Source organism: Pelotomaculum schinkii (assembly GCF_004369205.1).
Taxonomy (GTDB): Bacteria; Bacillota; Desulfotomaculia; order Desulfotomaculales; family Pelotomaculaceae; genus Pelotomaculum_C; species Pelotomaculum_C schinkii.
The window spans coordinates 297,127-312,535 of the sequence record NZ_QFGA01000003.1 but is presented as its reverse complement, the minus strand read 5'-3'; the positions used below and the strand labels follow the sequence as shown (position 1 = coordinate 312,535).

Here is a 15,409-nt window from a genome sequence, read left to right as displayed (position 1 = left end):
CGCCCCCGTTCGCTAATTAGTTCGTACCCTTACTCCGCCCCCCATCGGCGTCGGGCCGCCGCCCTGGCCGCCCTGGGCAGGCGCAGCGGCAGTCTGGCTGAGAGAGCCAATCACAACTGTTTCCCCTTCGTTCAGGCCATTTATAACTTCATAATTTCTCAAGTCCGACAGTCCCAGAGTTACCTTGCGTGGCTCCGGTGTTCCCGACTTGCCCATCACCAGGACCGTGGCTTGCCGGGTCTGGCTGCTTTCCAGCCGGCTTGCAGTGTCACCTGGGTTATTATTGCTGTTGCCGCCTGTACCGTTCCCGCTCGCTCTTTCGCTATTCCGGCCCTGGCTGTCGGCCCCGCTTTCAGTAGCCGCAGGGCTTGCCGTCCCGCTCTGGCCCAGTTTGTTAAGGTAACTTAAGGCATAGGTTACGGCTCCCTTAGAAACGGTGAGCGTGTCTTCGCTCCTGTCGACGATAATGTTTACATTGGCAGGCATACCTGCTTTTAACCCCTGCTGGTTAGCGTCAATTTCGATGATTACATCGTAAATTTGGACGTTGGACAGGGTGTATGCCTGGGGAGATATACTGCTGACCCGGCCTGTAAAGTTTTGCTCCGGAAAAGAGTTAACGGTAAATTCCACCTTTTGGCCTACTTCCGTCTTGCCGATGTCGGCTTCGTTAACCTGCGCCTTGATCTGCAAAGCTTCCGAGATCACAACCATAAACCCGCTGGACCCGCTGGTGCTGTTGTTGTTGGCCGTAGCCCGCTGCCCCACGGCGCCGTTGATCTCACTAACGATACCATTAATGGGACTTACCATCCGGGCTCCTGCCAGATCGATACTGGCAATTTGCAGCGACGCCTGGCTACTTGCCAGTTTAGCTGCAGCCGATTTGATATCTTCTGCCCGGGCGCCTGATTGCAGGGCCTTGTAAGATTCCTGTGCTTTGATTAAATTACCCTCGGCATTGGCATAGCTTATTTTGGCGGTTTCAAGGTCGGTTTGGGCAACCGCTCCCGCCTCAGCCAGCTGCTGGTAACGCTCCAGGTCGGACTTGGCCTGGTCATATGCCGCCTGGGCCATCTTTACGCTTGCCTCGGACTGCCGCAATTCCTCCTGGGTGGAGCCATTTTGCAGCAGTTCCATACTGGCGATGGCTTGATCCAAGTTGGCTTCCGCCTGTTTTAACTGCAACTCCAGGTTTTGGCTGTCCTGTTCGGCCAAAACCTGACCGGGTGTTACATGATCTCCCACTTGGACGTAGATATTTTTTATGATTTCGGCATTTTTAAAGGCCAGAGAAACCGTGCTTACCGGTTCGACCGTACCACTTGCCGAGATGGTGTTGGTTATTGAGCCTTTTTTGACATTTTCAGTAAGATAGCCTCCCGACGCTTTTTTTGAGTTGCCCAGGAAAAAATATCCCGCCAATGCAACCGCCACAATTATTGAGGTCCCATATAGCAGTTTTTTTCTTTTAAAGAATGCCGGAGGCATACAAAATTTTTTTAAAAGACTTAATTTACCTTCTTCGGTATTGAGCATATTTTCCACTCTGGCTTTCCTCCCTGGTTTTCATCATACAACACGTGTCGGACACAGGCGAAATATGGCTTTTAACCGGCGGTAACCAGCATACTCCGTGTCTGCCTGCAACACAAGAGCAACAGCAGTTTTATCTTCCACTATCAATATCTTTCACATATGCCGCCTTCGCGTCTAATCGATAGATATACCATAAGAAAGAAAATGTCAAGGGTTTCCTCAGAGTCGATGAATATTTTGTTGATGTGGATAAAATTTTACTTGCTCCAAATACTATTTTTGAAGCTGGAGGTGACGCATCTGAGCTTGTATGCCCGGGCCTTTCTGGCAAAGCTAATCATTGCCTTAACGGTAACCGCTATTCTGACTTATGTAACCGGTATTACTGTAATCTGGGGAACAGTGATTGCCCTGACTCTGACCCTGGTGACATCCCTGGCCGCGGACCGTCCCTTTCTACTGTTGTTGGGCCGCAACATCACCGTGCTGGTCGACGTAGCCCTGGCAATTCCCTTGATTTGGGGTTTAACCAGACTCATTACGGGGCTTTTGCTGCCTATATCGACTCTGGCAATCCTGACCCTGGTAATTGTGGTTGGAGAGTGGTTTTTTCATATCTACGCCATAGACATGAGGCTATCTAAAGACCTGAGATTACGTATCAAGGACTGATCACGCAGGCTCAGGTATGATTATAATGCTTTGCTAAGGCCCATGGCCTTTTTCTATTCACTTTAAGCTGCAGGATATTTTTACTCTTGCGGGTGGAAGCACGTATTGGTCAATAGGGACATATCCTTTAGTAATACCGCTGCAATTGGGAGGACCTTATGCCCTCCGGACCGCCCCTGCTATACTTCTGATTTTGGAGGTTCAACTGTGAGCTATGATCAAAAAGACCTACTGAAGTTTGCCCTGGACCTGTATGAAAAGACAAAGGAAACGGGCTTGAGCAGTTATTGGAACAAAGATAGGCTGGAGACAGTGCTGGAGGCAATTAAAAAAATAGACCCCGGCGAGCTGTCACCTTTTTCACACACCGGTAGAGATAAAAAAAACCAGCAGGAGAATTTGCAGAAGGACCCACAGGAGGATGAGAACCATCTTTTCTGGAAGCAGGAGACCAACCCTCCTCAGAACGCCTTCACTGAACCGGGTCAGGCGGGAAATGTCTCACCTGTCTCGATTTACGAAACTGCCATGGACGTCAACGTCCAGGCCATTCTGCCCGGCATCGTTTCTCATGAAGATTTGCACCTGCTGATTTCCCAGGAGGGTATCGAGCTTTTTGGGGCCAAAGTCCCCCCTGGAGGCAGCAACCCTGTTGATAACTTTCATAAAATTATCCGGCTCCCCGCCACGGTCGAACCTTCGGGGGCCACGGCGACCTACCGCAAGGGTCTCTTATCCCTCAGCGTCCCCAAAAAGAAACCGGACCCACCAAAGCGCATTCCGGTGAAGTTTGAGTAACGGTCTGTTCTACCATGACGGTAATTCCTTCGTTAACCTGCCAGCCCGGCACAGGTCGCTGCGGCCGGTGAAAGAGTGGCAATAGTACTTCTATTTGCTTTAGAAATGACGAGGCCCTTCCCGTTACCGGTAAGGGCCATGAATTGCTCTAATGCAACTGAATAAACATGGTTTCGCTGAAGGTGCGAATGAATTGCCCCTTCTATCATTGGTTATTTTTCGGCTTCGCTATCGTTGCTCGGGCCAGATTCCGGCTGACTGCCCGCATCATCCATTTTCACCACCGGCTGGTTGAGCCCCTGGTTGAACTGAATAATGGTACTCTGGAAATTATCCAACCCTTCTTTGATATTTTTAACCGTGTATTGAGCGGCTTGGGCTACGGCGTTGAATGACTCCAGGTGCTTATTCGAGTCCGGTATGCAGGACATCAAAAATAAAATCGGGTAAAGAAAACGCTTCACCTTGTTACACCTCTCCTCTTTTTTCGATTCATACCTGATCTAATCTTATGCAGGAGGAGTTGAAAGGGTTATGGAAAATCAGGCAAATATTTATTTAATAGAACCTATCTCTTCACAGTGACCGCCACAGGGCTCGGTGTGAATAAGAATTTGCGCTCCCGGCAATTGCGCGCGAAGATCATCTTCAATGCGGTCGCAGAGATTATGCACGGCATTGATGTCCTGATATTTGGGTACAACCAGGTGCAGATCAACATATCGGTCACTACCTGCCTTCCTCGTGCGCAGGTCGTGGAACTCAACGTATTCTTCCGCATAGCTTTGAAGGATTCCCTTAATTAGATTTTCCTCCGTTTTGGGCAGGTTAACATCCAGGATACTGCGTACTGATTCTCTGATCAAGTTGAAAGCTGCTTTAAAGATCATAAGGGCTACCGCAATAGCGATGATCGGATCCAGTATTGTCAGACCGGTCAGATAAATAGCTCCCAGCCCGGCAAAAACCCCCAGAGATGTATAAACATCTGTCATTAGGTGCCAGCCATCGGCTGCCAGCGCGGGGGATTCCATTTTCCTGGCAGTTTTTAATAGCTTACGCGATACTAACAGGTTTACCAACACTGAGACGCCCATCACCCCGGCGCCCAGGCCAAGGCTTTCGATTTGCCCGCCCCCTTGTAATTTGGGGATAGCGCTATTGATAATCATAGCGCCCGCGACCAGAATGAGGATGGCTTCAATAATGCTCGAAAGGTTCTCAAATTTGCCGTGTCCGTAATTATGCCTGTCATCCGCCGGCTTGGCTGCGGTTTTTACGGCGAAAAAGGCAATTACCGCAGCCACTAAATCCAGGCTCGAGTGTACGGCTTCTGAAATTACGCTGACGGACCCCATATAAAGTCCGGCGGCCAGCTTGCCCAGGGCCAGGAAAGTATTTGAACCTATAGAGAGCAAAGCCACCTTAGCTTTTTCATCCATTGGACCAGTCCTCTCTTTAACTACAATGATAACTATTCTTATTGTTATCAGTAACCATTCTCATTTGGGGTAAAAAGACAAATGCCCCGGCTCACACGTTAGGATGAATGAAAGCCGTGGCAAAATAGTTAATTATATAAAAGCCCATAAAGTTATCTATATTATTTTATTTTATATTATATCTTAGTTATCGTCAATCATAATATATGATACCAATATCATATATGTACCTTTATTTTTTCAAAAATGCGGTAATTGTGCCTGCAGGTATGCGCTCATGATTAAAAAAGAAAATACTGCTAAAAAATATTAGTGAGATTTATGGTCCCTTTTTCAGGTATGTGTTTAATCATCTGCCTTATTTCAGAAAGCTGTCCCAATGCCAGTGGGGTGTTTCTTTCAGCAATATATTCCTTGTTTTTGGCTATGGCGAAATCAATATTATCAATTTCCTCGTGGTCCAGTAGCGCGGGCCACCATTTTCCTCTCCGATCCCAGTTCCGTTCCAGCGCCTCGGTATGCTCTGAGGCGCTGTCCCAATTCTCCGCGTTGATTTCCCCGCGGATTTTGTCCACATCAAGTAAAAGTTCATTGGCTGAGACCGTAAGTTGGTGGTTGGTCCAAAAGCCCAACGCAACAACAGCGACGAATATTATTAGCAGTGTGGTTAGCAGCCTCATCTTAGCCCCCGGACCTGTTGTATTGGTTTTAAGTTTTTGCTTTAGCCTGATAGAAAAGTTTGCCTTCCGTGTCCAGGCTGGCAAACAGGACATCCTTAAAACTTTTGATACCGAATTTATCCAACTCCGACTTGAGCCAGCCGGGGTCAAGCCGGGCCTTCTGCAAATTCTTATCCATTATCTGACCGTCAATTACCAAAGTTAGGGGCAACCCCTCATACTGTGTAGACAAATTCAAATCCTGGGGAACCAACGGCCTTTTTTGTGATTTTGGAATAACGCTCAAATGCCCCGAGGTTTCCAGGATGGCAAATTCAACATCAGAAATATTGGGAAAGTTTTTGGACCTCAACTCTTCCAGCAGATCGTTTATGTTAAAGCGCGTTCTCTGCAGTTCTTTTTCTATTATTCTGCCGCCTTCGATTAAGACAACCGGCGTACCGCAGATAAACCCCCTGGCCTTCACGTTTTTCAAGGAAATATAGGACAATGTAACTCCAGCCACTAATAGGGTCAGGATTGGCAAGAGCCCGCTAAAAAGTGGAATGCCGATATTCTCCATGGGGATGGCAGCCAGCTCGGATAGCATGATTATAATTACGAGTTCGTAAGGCTGCAGCTGCCCGATTTGCCTCTTGCCCATGAGCCTCAAGGCCACTACTACCACGGCAAATAAAATAAGGGTGCGAATAATCGTTAAGATCATTTTACCTTCCCAACTAAAGGATTGTTAAAACGTATTATTCCCACCGCTTTTAATTATATGAATTTTGTTTACTTAACAACTATCCTGCAGCCGTTACTTGCGTCTCTTGAAGAAACCCAGACTGAGCGGGATAACGTTGGTCAAGCTTGGGGCGGGATCCACGTAATAGAGGAGTTTATTGCACTTCTGGCACAAGTAGATCTCTTTCTTTTCTTCGGGGATCCGGATGGCCAACTCACCGCACACGCACCTGGCCTCATGCCCCTGTTCTTGATTTTTTTTAACCTTAAGCTTGCCAAACAGGTCCAGCATATAAAACGCCCCCTCAAGATACCTAATATATAATTTACCATTATACAGCAATATTTTAAATATCTTCAGATTTCCTCATAGTAACTTCTCAACTCTACCAAATGCATTTTTTCTTCCTCAATTAAACTGTACAGCAACTTGCGTCCATTATCCGAACGGGTGCGCGACAGTAGTTCATGATAGACTAAAATGGCGTCCTTTTCAGCCTGGACCCCGATGGCCAGGGCATCCTTCATGGTTTCAGCTTTCCAGCCAGCCTGCCCCGGTTCCACATCCACGGGAAAGAGATTTTCCTGCATAACGGCGTTAAGATACTCCGAAACCTCCGGTTCAAGAAATTCATCGTGATCATAACACACCAGGAGCTTTTCAAAAACCTTTAAGTGTTCCTTTTCTTCATCAGCAAGTTTTATAAATATCTGCCTGGCCCGTTCATCTTCCGTCATGCGGGCCATGGCGCTGTAAAACCTGAAGCCCTTTTCCTCTATACGCATGGCGCCCCTGGCGATTTCGCTGATTTTGGACGGCCCCACCTGGATACCTCCCGAGTTTTAATATGATATATTCATTTCCACTATTTCCTTTCCTATCCGTCCGCCGCTAGTGCAAGTTCGCCTTTGAAATGAAGCTGTCCCGCAAAATTTCAAGCAACTGCGCCAGCTTGATATTGCTTTTGCTATACATGGCCTGATCGGCCACTTTACTGGACAGCTCTCCCATGCCCCGGCCCGCGTTGCGTACCAGCAAGGCCCTGGGCCGGAATCTCCCCATCTTGTCCATCCCGGCTGCAATGCCCTCCTCGATGAGACGCCAGTCCGTCATCAAGACAACATGGCTGCGCCTGGTTATAACCGGCAGGTACTCCCACATGTCCAGTGTAAAGCCGATGGAAACCACGTCTTCTCCGTCCCAACCAATCTCCAGGGTAACCATATATTGATCATCATTGAGCAGTGTTAATTCCCAGCTAAACCAGTAATTTATTTCCTCGCCTTCATGGAAGCGCTTAAACAATACCGATAAATCCCGCTCCAGGGCCGGTACCACCAGAATCACAGCCTGCTCTGTCTCCCCAATAAATTCGGGAATGGCTATTTCTTTATACATACCCCTACCCCCATGCAATAAATGCGGTCACATATAAGTTCTCGACTTGAAATACAATTCCTGTCTAAAATTAAAAATGTTTGCACCTCGCGGCAACAACGCCTTTTTATCCCTTTACCGGGTAATTATAACATTAACGGGCAGGTGAAAATCAAGCAAAGCGTCGCGAGCTTAAATGTAGAGGAGAGGCTCAAAAGAGGCTGTTTGGTGAGTTGTTTATAGAACGCGGGGTCTACAAAGAGTAAGGGTGATTAACCTTTGTAATAAAATCCTTTTTTTAACCGGAGCAGCGTCTGTCCGGCCGCCCTGGCCAGCTCACGGTAACCCTTTTGGTTGGGATGAGCTCCGTCCGTAAAGTAATGCGGGTTACCCTTCCCGGTTTGGGGATCCAGCATGGGAGTGTAAAAATCCAGCGCCGGGAGTCGCTCCTGCTCTGCAAATGACCTGACCCAACAGCCGATGGTTGCCATTGCTTCTGCCAGACTACCGGCCAAGCCGGGAGGCACAAAGCCCCCGCCCGGCAAAGCCGGGGGCGGCACAACCAGGACAGGACATATCCCCGCCTCAAGAGCTACCGCTGCCATGGTTTTGATGTTATCCTGGATCTTCTCCACGCTGCCCCCAAGCAAGATATCGTTGGCGCCACCCAGGATGATCACATAAGCCGGCGCCATTGGTCGAACATCATATTTCAAGCGGTCCAGCATCCCGCAGGTGGAATCCCCGTTAATTCCTTCGTTAACCAGAGTGAGGCCAACCATCTTAGACGAAAGAGCTACCCAGGAGGTCTCCGGCCCGCCTGGGTAACCATAAGTAATGCTGTCCCCCAGGCAAACGACCTGGTCCCGCCTGGCTACTTTTAAAAAGGTCTCAAATGCCGTATCAGCAAAAACTGAAAAAATCACGTTTTCGATGCTGTTGCTGTGAGCCAAGAGACGCCTTGCCTCACTGACCATCACTTTAGCCGCAGCCTCCGGGTCAAGCTCTCCTAACCCTGTAACCGGAACAGGAACAGCGATGTTATGCAAGCCGCACTCCTCTGCCCGCAGCAAGGCCTTGCGGGTGACAAGCCTTACCCCGGCCTCGTCAGCGGCAAGGGCCTCTCCCGTGCCGGTTGTATAAATGCAACTGCCTCCCTTGAACGAGTCGCCGGCAACTAACGCATCCTCTACCGGAACAGGGCTTATATTGACAATGGCATCAACAGCCACTCCGGTAATATCTCCTTTGATCACTGTTATCATTTTACACCCCTGCCTTGCTTGTTATGTCAACCGGCAATTAATACTTCTCACAGGAGGATTATTTATCCTCTTAAAATAATTTTTGTTTTCATTCGTTTTTTATCCTGTTGCGAAGAGAATTTCTAATTAAGAGATAGGCCAGGCAACTTCCCAGCAGGGCCAGCCCCACCAGCGGCAGCCTGGTGTTTATGTAAGGCGCAATCAGCTGGTAATTATGGCCGAAAAACATCCCCAACAGGAGGTAAAGAAATCCCCATCCCACTGTGAAAATGGAGTTGTATAAAAGAAAATAAGGCAGGCTGATGCGGGTGACGCCGGCCATATAGGGGGTCAGGTTGCTCAGGCCCGGCAGAAAACGCCCAAAAATAATAAAAGCCGGAGCCGAACGGTCCAGCAAGGACTGCGCCTGTTCAAATCGCTCGGGAGATATGCGTAAAAAGGCGCCGATCCGGACAAAAAAAGGCTGGCCAAGGTTTCTACCGATAAGATAAGCGGTTAAAGAGCCTCCCGTATACCCGGAGAGGGTGGCCAACATGGCGCTGGAAAACTCCAACCGGCCCTGGTTAACCAAAAGACCGGTCAGGATTACCATGATCCCTCCTGGAAAAGGCACACCCATCGACTCAATAAACACCCCCATCAGCAACCCGACCAAACCCAGGGTAGAGAGGTAATTAAGAATAAAATCCGACAAAAAAATCCCCCCTTCGGTATTATTAGAATACCCGTAGGAAGGAACAATATGAGTCGTGAGACGTGAGACGTGGGACGTGGGAAGTAATCTTTTAAACAAAAAACGCCTGTATTTAGGTGTTTTGTCTGCAGTTTCAGTAAACGAGCCAATTTCTAACACCAATACATGTTTCCATCAATGACTTAACCCCTTACACCCTACACAAAACTGATAAGAAATGCAGAATATACTCACGTCTCACGTCCCACTTCTCACGTCTCATCACAGTACTTTGGCGGCGCCCTTGTAAATCAGGCCCCTGTGCCCGTCTATGGTTACCAGTTCACCGTCAGGCAGTACCGAGGTAGCTTGTTCAACATTTACCACCACCGGTATGCCGAACTCGAGGCAGACAATGGCAGCGTGGGAAGTCAGGCCTCCCGCTTCAGTAACCACCGCGGCGGCCTTTTTCATGGCCGGTATGTATTCGGTGTCTGTTGCTTTGGCCACCAGGACATCGCCCTGTTTAACCTTATCGACAGCCTCTCTAGAATCACCCGCAACCCTCACTACGCCGGTTACCGCATCACGGCCGATGCCCACACCCCTTGCCAGAATATCCGCCACGGTATGAACGCGCAGCAAATTGGTGGTGCCCTGTACTCTTGCGGGAACACCTGCAGTAAAAATAATCAAATCTCCCCCCTTAATCAACCCGGCCTGCAGGGAAGCCTCAACGGCTTCCGCCATCATTTCATCCGTGCTTTCCTTGGGAGCCGCTAAAAGAGGCTTGATCCCCCAGGTCAGAGCAAGTTTTCTCATCACCGCGGCATGCGGCGTTACCGCAATAACAGGGGCCTTAGGCCGGTATTTGGCAACCATTTTGGCAGTGTGCCCCGACTCGGTGGCGGTGATAATGGCGGCGGCGCCGAGATCCTGGGCGCTGGCGCAAGTAGCGTAACTGATGGCGTCTGTTACGGTGCGGTGAGGTATGGCGCCCCTTTTCTTTGCCAGCATACCTTCATAATGCAATGCCGCTTCAGCCCGTTCAGCGATACGGGCCATAGTTTCTACCGCCTCCAGCGGGTATTTGCCGGCAGCGGTTTCTCCTGAAAGCATCACCGCGTCCGTCCCGTCAAAAATAGCGTTGGCCACATCGCTGGCCTCCGCCCGGGTGGGACGGGGGTTGTTGATCATCGAGTCGAGCATCTGGGTTGCCGTAACCACCGGTTTACCAAGCAGGTTGCATCTCTCGATAATATCTTTTTGCACCAGGGGTACTTCTTCCGCCGGAATCTCCACACCCAGGTCTCCCCTGGCTACCATGATCCCGTTTGAAACTCTGATAATTTCATCCAGGTTGTTAACCGCCTGCCTGCTTTCTATTTTGGAAATGATGTCCAGGTTGGCGCCGGCCTCTTCCAGTACCTGGCGGATGGCCAGGACATCAGAAGCTTTCCTGATAAAAGAGGCGGCGATAAAGTCAAAACCCTGCTCAACACCGAAGGTGATGTCCTGAACATCTTTTTCGGTGACAGCAGGAAGATTCACCTCCACGCCGGGCAGGTTAATGCCCTTCTGGCTGGCCAATTTCCCTCCGTTGATAACCCTGCATAATATTTCTGTGGGTGTGGTGGACAAAACTTTGAGCTCGATCAAACCGTCCGCGATCAGGATAGCGTCGCCCTCTTTAACGTCACCGGGCAACCCGGGGTAGGTCACGGGTATGCGCTCCCGGTCCCCTTTGATCTGCTCGGTGGTCAGAGTCACGGTGGCATTCTCTTCGAGGATAACCGGTTCTTCCTTAAAATAGCCCAGGCGGATTTCCGGCCCCTTGGTATCGAGCATAATCGCCACATTTACGCCGGCCTCGGCGGCTGCCCGGCGCACCGCTGCAGCGCGCCTGCCGTGCTCCTCATGGGTACCGTGGGAGAAATTCAAGCGGGCCACATTCATCCCGGCCAGGAGAAGTTTCTTGAGCATGGCCACATCATCGGTGGCAGGACCAATGGTGCAAACTATTTTTGACCGCCGCAAACTATCTCCTCCTTAAATCGAAAGGACACCGGCTAAATCATACAGCGACAGGTCTACAGGCCTGGACTCGTTTAGCGCCTCGTCAATATCCACTCCAACGACTTGACCGGCTTTGACGCCGGCCATCTTTCTTGTCTCCCCGGCCATCAAGAGCTCCACCGACTTGGCGCCCAGACGGCTGGCCAGGAGCCGGTCGGCCGCGGACGGCGACCCTCCCCGCTGGAGGTGTCCCAGGATTGTTACTTTGGTGTCAAAACCAGTACGTTCCTTGATGCGCTGCCCGACCTCCATGCCGCCTGACGCCCCCTCCGCAACCACAATAATGCTGTGTGCTTTGCCGCGGCGAAAGCCGCGCAGGAGACGCTGGCAGATGTCCTCATAGTCAAAGGGCTGCTCCGGGATCAGGATGGACTCGGCGCCTCCGGCCAGGCCGGAGGCGAGAGCAATAGAACCGTTCCGTCTGCCCATGACTTCGATAATAAAGGTGCGCTCGTGTGAAGTAGCCGTATCCCTGATTTTATCAATAGCTTCCAATACCGTATTGATTGCCGTATCAAAACCGATGGTCTGCTCCGTACCGGGAATGTCGTTGTCAATGGTGCCGGGCACTCCGATGACCGGAAGGCCGAATTCCCGGCTAAAAACACTGGCGCCGCGAAAAGACCCGTCGCCGCCGATTACCACCAGGCCCTGGACCCCGAACCTTTTGACATTTTCATAAGCCCTGGCGCGCCCTTCAGGGGTAAGAAACTGTTCCGAACGGGCGGTGTGCAGGATCGTCCCTCCCCGGTGGATAATATCAGCCACCGAACTGAGGTTCATAGGACCCATGTCCCCTTCTATAAAACCGTTAAAACCGCGATTGATACCGATAACTTCCATACCGTGATATATTGCCTTGCGTGCAACAGCCCTGATACAGGCATTCATACCCGGCGAATCCCCGCCGCTGGTTAATAAGGCAATCCGCTGCAACTGTTTTAGCCTCCTGAGATGTTATCGTTATCCGTAACTTTTCAGTGAACCCGGCGGTGGAAGCATGGTTTACTGAATATATACCGTTATCCTGCGGGCTCAACACTGGTTTTTGATTAAAAAGTCCCTCCAAGGTTTCCTATCGCCCGAAACTTTTTATATCTGGCTGCTACAAGTATGTCCGGGTCTATACCAAGCAATTCATTCAGATTTGCGGCCAGCGCTTTGCCTAAGAGCTCAGCCGAGGCTTCAGGTTCTCTGTGGGCGCCTCCCAGCGGCTCGGGTACAATTTGGTCGGCCACACCAAGAGCAAGGAGGTCCTGGGCAGTAACTTTCATCGTCTCGGCAGCTTCGCGGTTGCGGCTGGAATCCTTCCACAGAATGCTGGCGTAACCCTCTGGTGTTATAACCGAATAGACGGCGTGCTCCTGCATCAAGATACGGTCGCCAACACCAAAAGCGAGGGCACCCCCGCTGCCTCCTTCGCCAATCACCACCGAGATAATGGGGACCCTGAGAGCTGCCATGGTGAGAATGCTTTTAGCGATAGCCTCGGACTGCCCCCGCTCCTCCGCGCCCATGCCGGGGTAAGCGCCGGGGGTGTCAATAAATGTTATCACAGGGCGCTTGAACTTTTCAGCCTGCTTCATCAGGCGTATGGCCTTGCGATACCCCTCGGGATGAGCCATACCGAAGTTCCTGGCCAGATTTTCTTTGGTGTCCTTTCCCTTGAGATGGCTGATTACGGTGACCGAATATCCGTTAAACCGGCCGATACCCCCTGCCACCGAGGGATCATCCCTGAAGCAGCGGTCGCCGTGCAGTTCCATAAAGTCAGTAAACAAATTGTTAATGTAATAATACGCGTTGGGCCGTTCGGGATGCCTGGCAATGAGGACTTTTTGCCAGGAGTTGAGGTTTCCGTATATAGACCCCCTGACCTCCCTGGCCCGGTTTTCAAGGATTGTTATCTCGTTAGTAAGATCGATACCTTTTTCCCTGGAGAACTTTCTAAGCTCATCAATTTTTTCTTCCAATTCCTGGATGGGTCTTTCAAATTCAAGAGTAGCCGACATTAACTTACTTCTCCCCCCGCAGGTGTAATTCCAATATTTTGGCCAATGTCGATTTCAGCTCCGTCCTGGCCACTATCATATCAACAAAGCCATGGCTTTTTAGAAATTCCGCCCGCTGAAATCCTTCCGGCAGTTTCTGCCGTATAGTCTGTTCGATGACACGCTGGCCGGCAAAGCCGATCAGAGCTCCCGGTTCGGCGATGATAATGTCGCCCAGGGCGGCAAAGCTGGCGCTGACCCCGCCGGTAGTGGGATCGGTTAATACTGAAATATAGAGTTGACCGGCTTTTTCCAATTTATCCAGAGCGGCTACCGTCTTGGCCATCTGCATCAGGGATAGTATACCTTCCTGCATGCGGGCGCCCCCGGAAGCTGAAAAAATGATCAACGGCTTCTGCCCTTCGGCTGCCGCCTCTATAGCCCTGGCTATTTTCTCTCCTGCCACGGTGCCCATACTGGCCATCATGTAATTGGAGTCCATGACGACAATCACGACCTGAAAGCCCTGCAGGGCGCCTTCCCCCGTTACCACCGCCTCATTCAGCCCGCTCTTTTTGCGCGCCGCCTGCAACTTCTCTTCGTATTCAGCAGACTTAAACGGGTTAACCGGCAGCATATCGGTATCCATTTCTTTAAAGGTCCCTTCATCCAGCGTCATCGCTATCCGCTCGTAAGCCGACGCCCTGAAATGAAACCCGCATTTCTGGCAGACCTTGCAATTTTTGTCCAGTTCCTTGCTGAAGATAATTTCATTGCAGCGGCTGCATTTGACCCATATACCTTCAGGGATATCACGGCTGACGGGTTCGGGCTGCACCGCTATGTATTTCTGCTTGCGAAAAAACTCTAGAACCATAAAAACACTCCTTATCACAACTTTAAAACAAATTAAATAGTATTGATAGTTTCCAGCGCCTCATCCACTTCCGACTCCGGAACTAATATTTCCACGGAACATGCATCGTTGGCTTGCGGCAGGCCGATTGTCCTTAGTTTCACTAAAAAGCCCTCAGTCGATAAAAGATTTCTCATCTTTTCGGCTTCTTTCAGACTAGGCGCAATATATACCACCGTCCACACAAGAATGCCTCCTCTTCCAGTTTTGCCGTCTCGCAAATAATCTTTCTACCCGTTTGGACGGTAATCCTCTTTTTCACTAAAATAAGTATATCCAGAGCTTTTGCCCTGGATACCAGTGCCATTTTTCATTAAAAAAATAGGACACACCTCGTCTCAGGAAAATATCCCCAATCAGAAACGTCCAGTTGGATAATAATACTCTATACCGGCAGTTTAATCGTCTGTTTTGAGACTGCCGTGTTTGGTCAGCAGTTCCACCCTTCCCCTTATTTTGATTGCTGAGGTATGTTCGGTAAACTGGGCGATCATGATTTCCCCTTTATCCAGCTTTTCGGAATGGTGAAACTTGGTGTCCCTGCCCCGGGTCAAACCTATGATGGTGACCCCATTTTCCAGCGCCTTAATCACCACATACTCGCCGGTAATTTCCCACATTTCCTGCAACATCGATCACCCCTTGTGATTGCCTTCATTTAACAAACCCATCTTATGACAAATCCATATTAACACAGGGCAACACCTTTTACAAGCAAGTGGTCAGCTCTTTGGTCCAGTCCTGCTGTTCAGATTGCTGATATGGCTGATACTGGCATGGGCGATTTTGGCAGCTGCCGCAGCGGCAATGCCTGCTATCAGATCGTCCATAAACGTGTTGACCTTATTAATTTTGTTTAAATTAAGCCTGCCGATCACTCCCACCTTCTCTTTATCCAGGTAGCCAAAACTGGTGGTCCCGATGGTGCCGTAGATATTCGCTATGCCCAACCCCAATACCTCATCAATACCGTACAGCGGGTGGTCATTTTGAATAATTTCCTGGAGGGGAGAGGGCAGCAGGTTGGCTTCCGCCAGGTTATCCAGGGCCACACCGGTAAGCACGGCAAACTGGACTTCTCTTTTCTCCAAAACCCCGGTTAAGACCTCAACACAGTATTCCAGAGTAAGACCGGGTACAAACCCTATCTGCAATTCGTAAACAATTTGGGCGATCTCATGCAGGTAGACCCCTCTCTCCATCAACAGGGCCGCCAATTCCTTGCTCATTGATAGACCTCCCTTTATATACTT

The 15,409-nt window shown here is 50.0% G+C and carries 19 protein-coding genes; 2 read left to right on the top strand and 17 right to left on the bottom strand.

What is annotated here, in order from left to right; all coding sequences use genetic code 11:
• Positions 1 to 12 precede the first annotated feature (12 nt).
• The gene (locus Psch_RS17700; RefSeq protein ID WP_243124226.1) at positions 13 to 1,539 is read right to left on the bottom strand and encodes an HlyD family secretion protein; all 1,527 of its coding nucleotides are present in this window, start codon (positions 1,537 to 1,539) and stop codon (positions 13 to 15) included.
• Positions 1,540 to 1,767: 228 nt separating this feature from the next.
• Here Psch_RS17700 and Psch_RS17695 point away from each other — a divergent pair, with 228 nt between their 5' ends.
• Both Psch_RS17695 and Psch_RS17690 read left to right on the top strand, forming a co-directional pair.
• Positions 1,768 to 2,211: a DUF2512 family protein gene (locus Psch_RS17695; protein ID WP_190259138.1), complete on the top strand. Its 444-nt coding sequence runs from the start codon at positions 1,768 to 1,770 to the stop codon at positions 2,209 to 2,211.
• A 207-nt stretch (positions 2,212 to 2,418) separates the two neighbouring features.
• Complete coding sequence (locus Psch_RS17690) at positions 2,419 to 3,009, top strand: Hsp20 family protein (protein WP_190259137.1); 591 nt, start codon at positions 2,419 to 2,421, stop codon at positions 3,007 to 3,009.
• A gap of 212 nt (positions 3,010 to 3,221) precedes the next feature.
• Here the strand turns inward: Psch_RS17690 and Psch_RS17685 are convergent, their stop codons facing one another.
• From Psch_RS17685 to Psch_RS17610, 16 genes are all read right to left on the bottom strand, one after another.
• Positions 3,222 to 3,473 (bottom strand): hypothetical protein, encoded by a 252-nt coding sequence (locus tag Psch_RS17685; RefSeq protein ID WP_134219556.1) that lies wholly within the window; start codon positions 3,471 to 3,473, stop codon positions 3,222 to 3,224.
• 90 nt (positions 3,474 to 3,563) lie between these two features.
• A complete protein-coding gene (locus Psch_RS17680; RefSeq protein ID WP_190259136.1) occupies positions 3,564 to 4,451 on the bottom strand; it encodes a cation diffusion facilitator family transporter in 888 nt (295 codons plus the stop codon).
• 299 nt (positions 4,452 to 4,750) lie between these two features.
• The gene (locus tag Psch_RS17675; protein ID WP_134219558.1) at positions 4,751 to 5,131 is read right to left on the bottom strand and encodes a DUF4363 family protein; all 381 of its coding nucleotides are present in this window, start codon (positions 5,129 to 5,131) and stop codon (positions 4,751 to 4,753) included.
• 28 nt (positions 5,132 to 5,159) lie between these two features.
• The gene (locus Psch_RS17670; RefSeq protein ID WP_190259135.1) at positions 5,160 to 5,837 is read right to left on the bottom strand and encodes a YetF domain-containing protein; all 678 of its coding nucleotides are present in this window, start codon (positions 5,835 to 5,837) and stop codon (positions 5,160 to 5,162) included.
• A 93-nt stretch (positions 5,838 to 5,930) separates the two neighbouring features.
• Positions 5,931 to 6,149 carry a hypothetical protein gene (locus tag Psch_RS17665; RefSeq protein ID WP_134219560.1) on the bottom strand — a complete coding sequence of 73 codons (219 nt, stop codon included), beginning with the start codon at positions 6,147 to 6,149 and terminating at the stop codon, positions 5,931 to 5,933.
• 65 nt (positions 6,150 to 6,214) lie between these two features.
• A complete protein-coding gene (locus Psch_RS17660; RefSeq protein WP_190259134.1) occupies positions 6,215 to 6,682 on the bottom strand; it encodes a ferritin family protein in 468 nt (155 codons plus the stop codon).
• A 67-nt stretch (positions 6,683 to 6,749) separates the two neighbouring features.
• Entirely contained in the window at positions 6,750 to 7,256 is a 507-nt protein-coding gene (locus tag Psch_RS17655; protein WP_134219562.1) for a hypothetical protein, read from the bottom strand.
• Positions 7,257 to 7,507: 251 nt separating this feature from the next.
• Positions 7,508 to 8,500, bottom strand: a complete 993-nt coding sequence (locus Psch_RS17650; protein ID WP_190259133.1) for a GDSL-type esterase/lipase family protein — start codon at positions 8,498 to 8,500, stop codon at positions 7,508 to 7,510.
• An 88-nt stretch (positions 8,501 to 8,588) separates the two neighbouring features.
• Positions 8,589 to 9,194, bottom strand: coding sequence for a DedA family protein (locus Psch_RS17645; protein WP_190259132.1), 606 nt, complete (start codon positions 9,192 to 9,194; stop codon positions 8,589 to 8,591).
• 261 nt (positions 9,195 to 9,455) lie between these two features.
• Complete coding sequence (pyk, locus tag Psch_RS17640; RefSeq protein WP_190259131.1) at positions 9,456 to 11,210, bottom strand: pyruvate kinase; 1,755 nt, start codon at positions 11,208 to 11,210, stop codon at positions 9,456 to 9,458.
• 12 nt (positions 11,211 to 11,222) lie between these two features.
• Positions 11,223 to 12,185 carry a 6-phosphofructokinase gene (gene pfkA, locus Psch_RS17635; RefSeq protein WP_190259130.1) on the bottom strand — a complete coding sequence of 321 codons (963 nt, stop codon included), beginning with the start codon at positions 12,183 to 12,185 and terminating at the stop codon, positions 11,223 to 11,225.
• Between the two features lie 116 nt (positions 12,186 to 12,301).
• The gene (locus tag Psch_RS17630) at positions 12,302 to 13,261 is read right to left on the bottom strand and encodes an acetyl-CoA carboxylase carboxyltransferase subunit alpha (protein WP_190259129.1); all 960 of its coding nucleotides are present in this window, start codon (positions 13,259 to 13,261) and stop codon (positions 12,302 to 12,304) included.
• A gap of 4 nt (positions 13,262 to 13,265) precedes the next feature.
• A complete protein-coding gene (gene accD / locus Psch_RS17625; RefSeq protein WP_190259128.1) occupies positions 13,266 to 14,117 on the bottom strand; it encodes an acetyl-CoA carboxylase, carboxyltransferase subunit beta in 852 nt (283 codons plus the stop codon).
• 32 nt (positions 14,118 to 14,149) lie between these two features.
• The gene (locus Psch_RS17620; protein ID WP_134220182.1) at positions 14,150 to 14,341 is read right to left on the bottom strand and encodes a glutamate decarboxylase; all 192 of its coding nucleotides are present in this window, start codon (positions 14,339 to 14,341) and stop codon (positions 14,150 to 14,152) included.
• Positions 14,342 to 14,554: 213 nt separating this feature from the next.
• Entirely contained in the window at positions 14,555 to 14,788 is a 234-nt protein-coding gene (gene mtrB, locus Psch_RS17615) for a trp RNA-binding attenuation protein MtrB (protein WP_427910119.1), read from the bottom strand.
• A 90-nt stretch (positions 14,789 to 14,878) separates the two neighbouring features.
• The gene (locus Psch_RS17610; RefSeq protein ID WP_190259127.1) at positions 14,879 to 15,385 is read right to left on the bottom strand and encodes a phosphatidylglycerophosphatase A family protein; all 507 of its coding nucleotides are present in this window, start codon (positions 15,383 to 15,385) and stop codon (positions 14,879 to 14,881) included.
• Between the last annotated feature and the right edge of the window lie 24 nt (positions 15,386 to 15,409).

Coding starts and splice junctions, on each gene's coding strand:
- Psch_RS17665 (WP_134219560.1), bottom strand. CDS start 6,149: ATGCTGGACCTGTTTGGCAAGCTTAAGGTTAAAAAAAATCAAGAACAG.
- Psch_RS17680 (WP_190259136.1), bottom strand. CDS start 4,451: ATGGATGAAAAAGCTAAGGTGGCTTTGCTCTCTATAGGTTCAAATACT.
- Psch_RS17650 (WP_190259133.1), bottom strand. CDS start 8,500: ATGATAACAGTGATCAAAGGAGATATTACCGGAGTGGCTGTTGATGCC.
- Psch_RS17670 (WP_190259135.1), bottom strand. CDS start 5,837: ATGATCTTAACGATTATTCGCACCCTTATTTTATTTGCCGTGGTAGTA.
- Psch_RS17630 (WP_190259129.1), bottom strand. CDS start 13,261: ATGTCGGCTACTCTTGAATTTGAAAGACCCATCCAGGAATTGGAAGAA.
- Psch_RS17700 (WP_243124226.1), bottom strand. CDS start 1,539: ATGCTCAATACCGAAGAAGGTAAATTAAGTCTTTTAAAAAAATTTTGT.
- Psch_RS17655 (WP_134219562.1), bottom strand. CDS start 7,256: ATGTATAAAGAAATAGCCATTCCCGAATTTATTGGGGAGACAGAGCAG.
- mtrB (WP_427910119.1), bottom strand. CDS start 14,788: ATGTTGCAGGAAATGTGGGAAATTACCGGCGAGTATGTGGTGATTAAG.
- Psch_RS17610 (WP_190259127.1), bottom strand. CDS start 15,385: ATGAGCAAGGAATTGGCGGCCCTGTTGATGGAGAGAGGGGTCTACCTG.
- Psch_RS17675 (WP_134219558.1), bottom strand. CDS start 5,131: ATGAGGCTGCTAACCACACTGCTAATAATATTCGTCGCTGTTGTTGCG.
- accD (WP_190259128.1), bottom strand. CDS start 14,117: ATGGTTCTAGAGTTTTTTCGCAAGCAGAAATACATAGCGGTGCAGCCC.
- Psch_RS17695 (WP_190259138.1), top strand. CDS start 1,768: ATGAATATTTTGTTGATGTGGATAAAATTTTACTTGCTCCAAATACTA.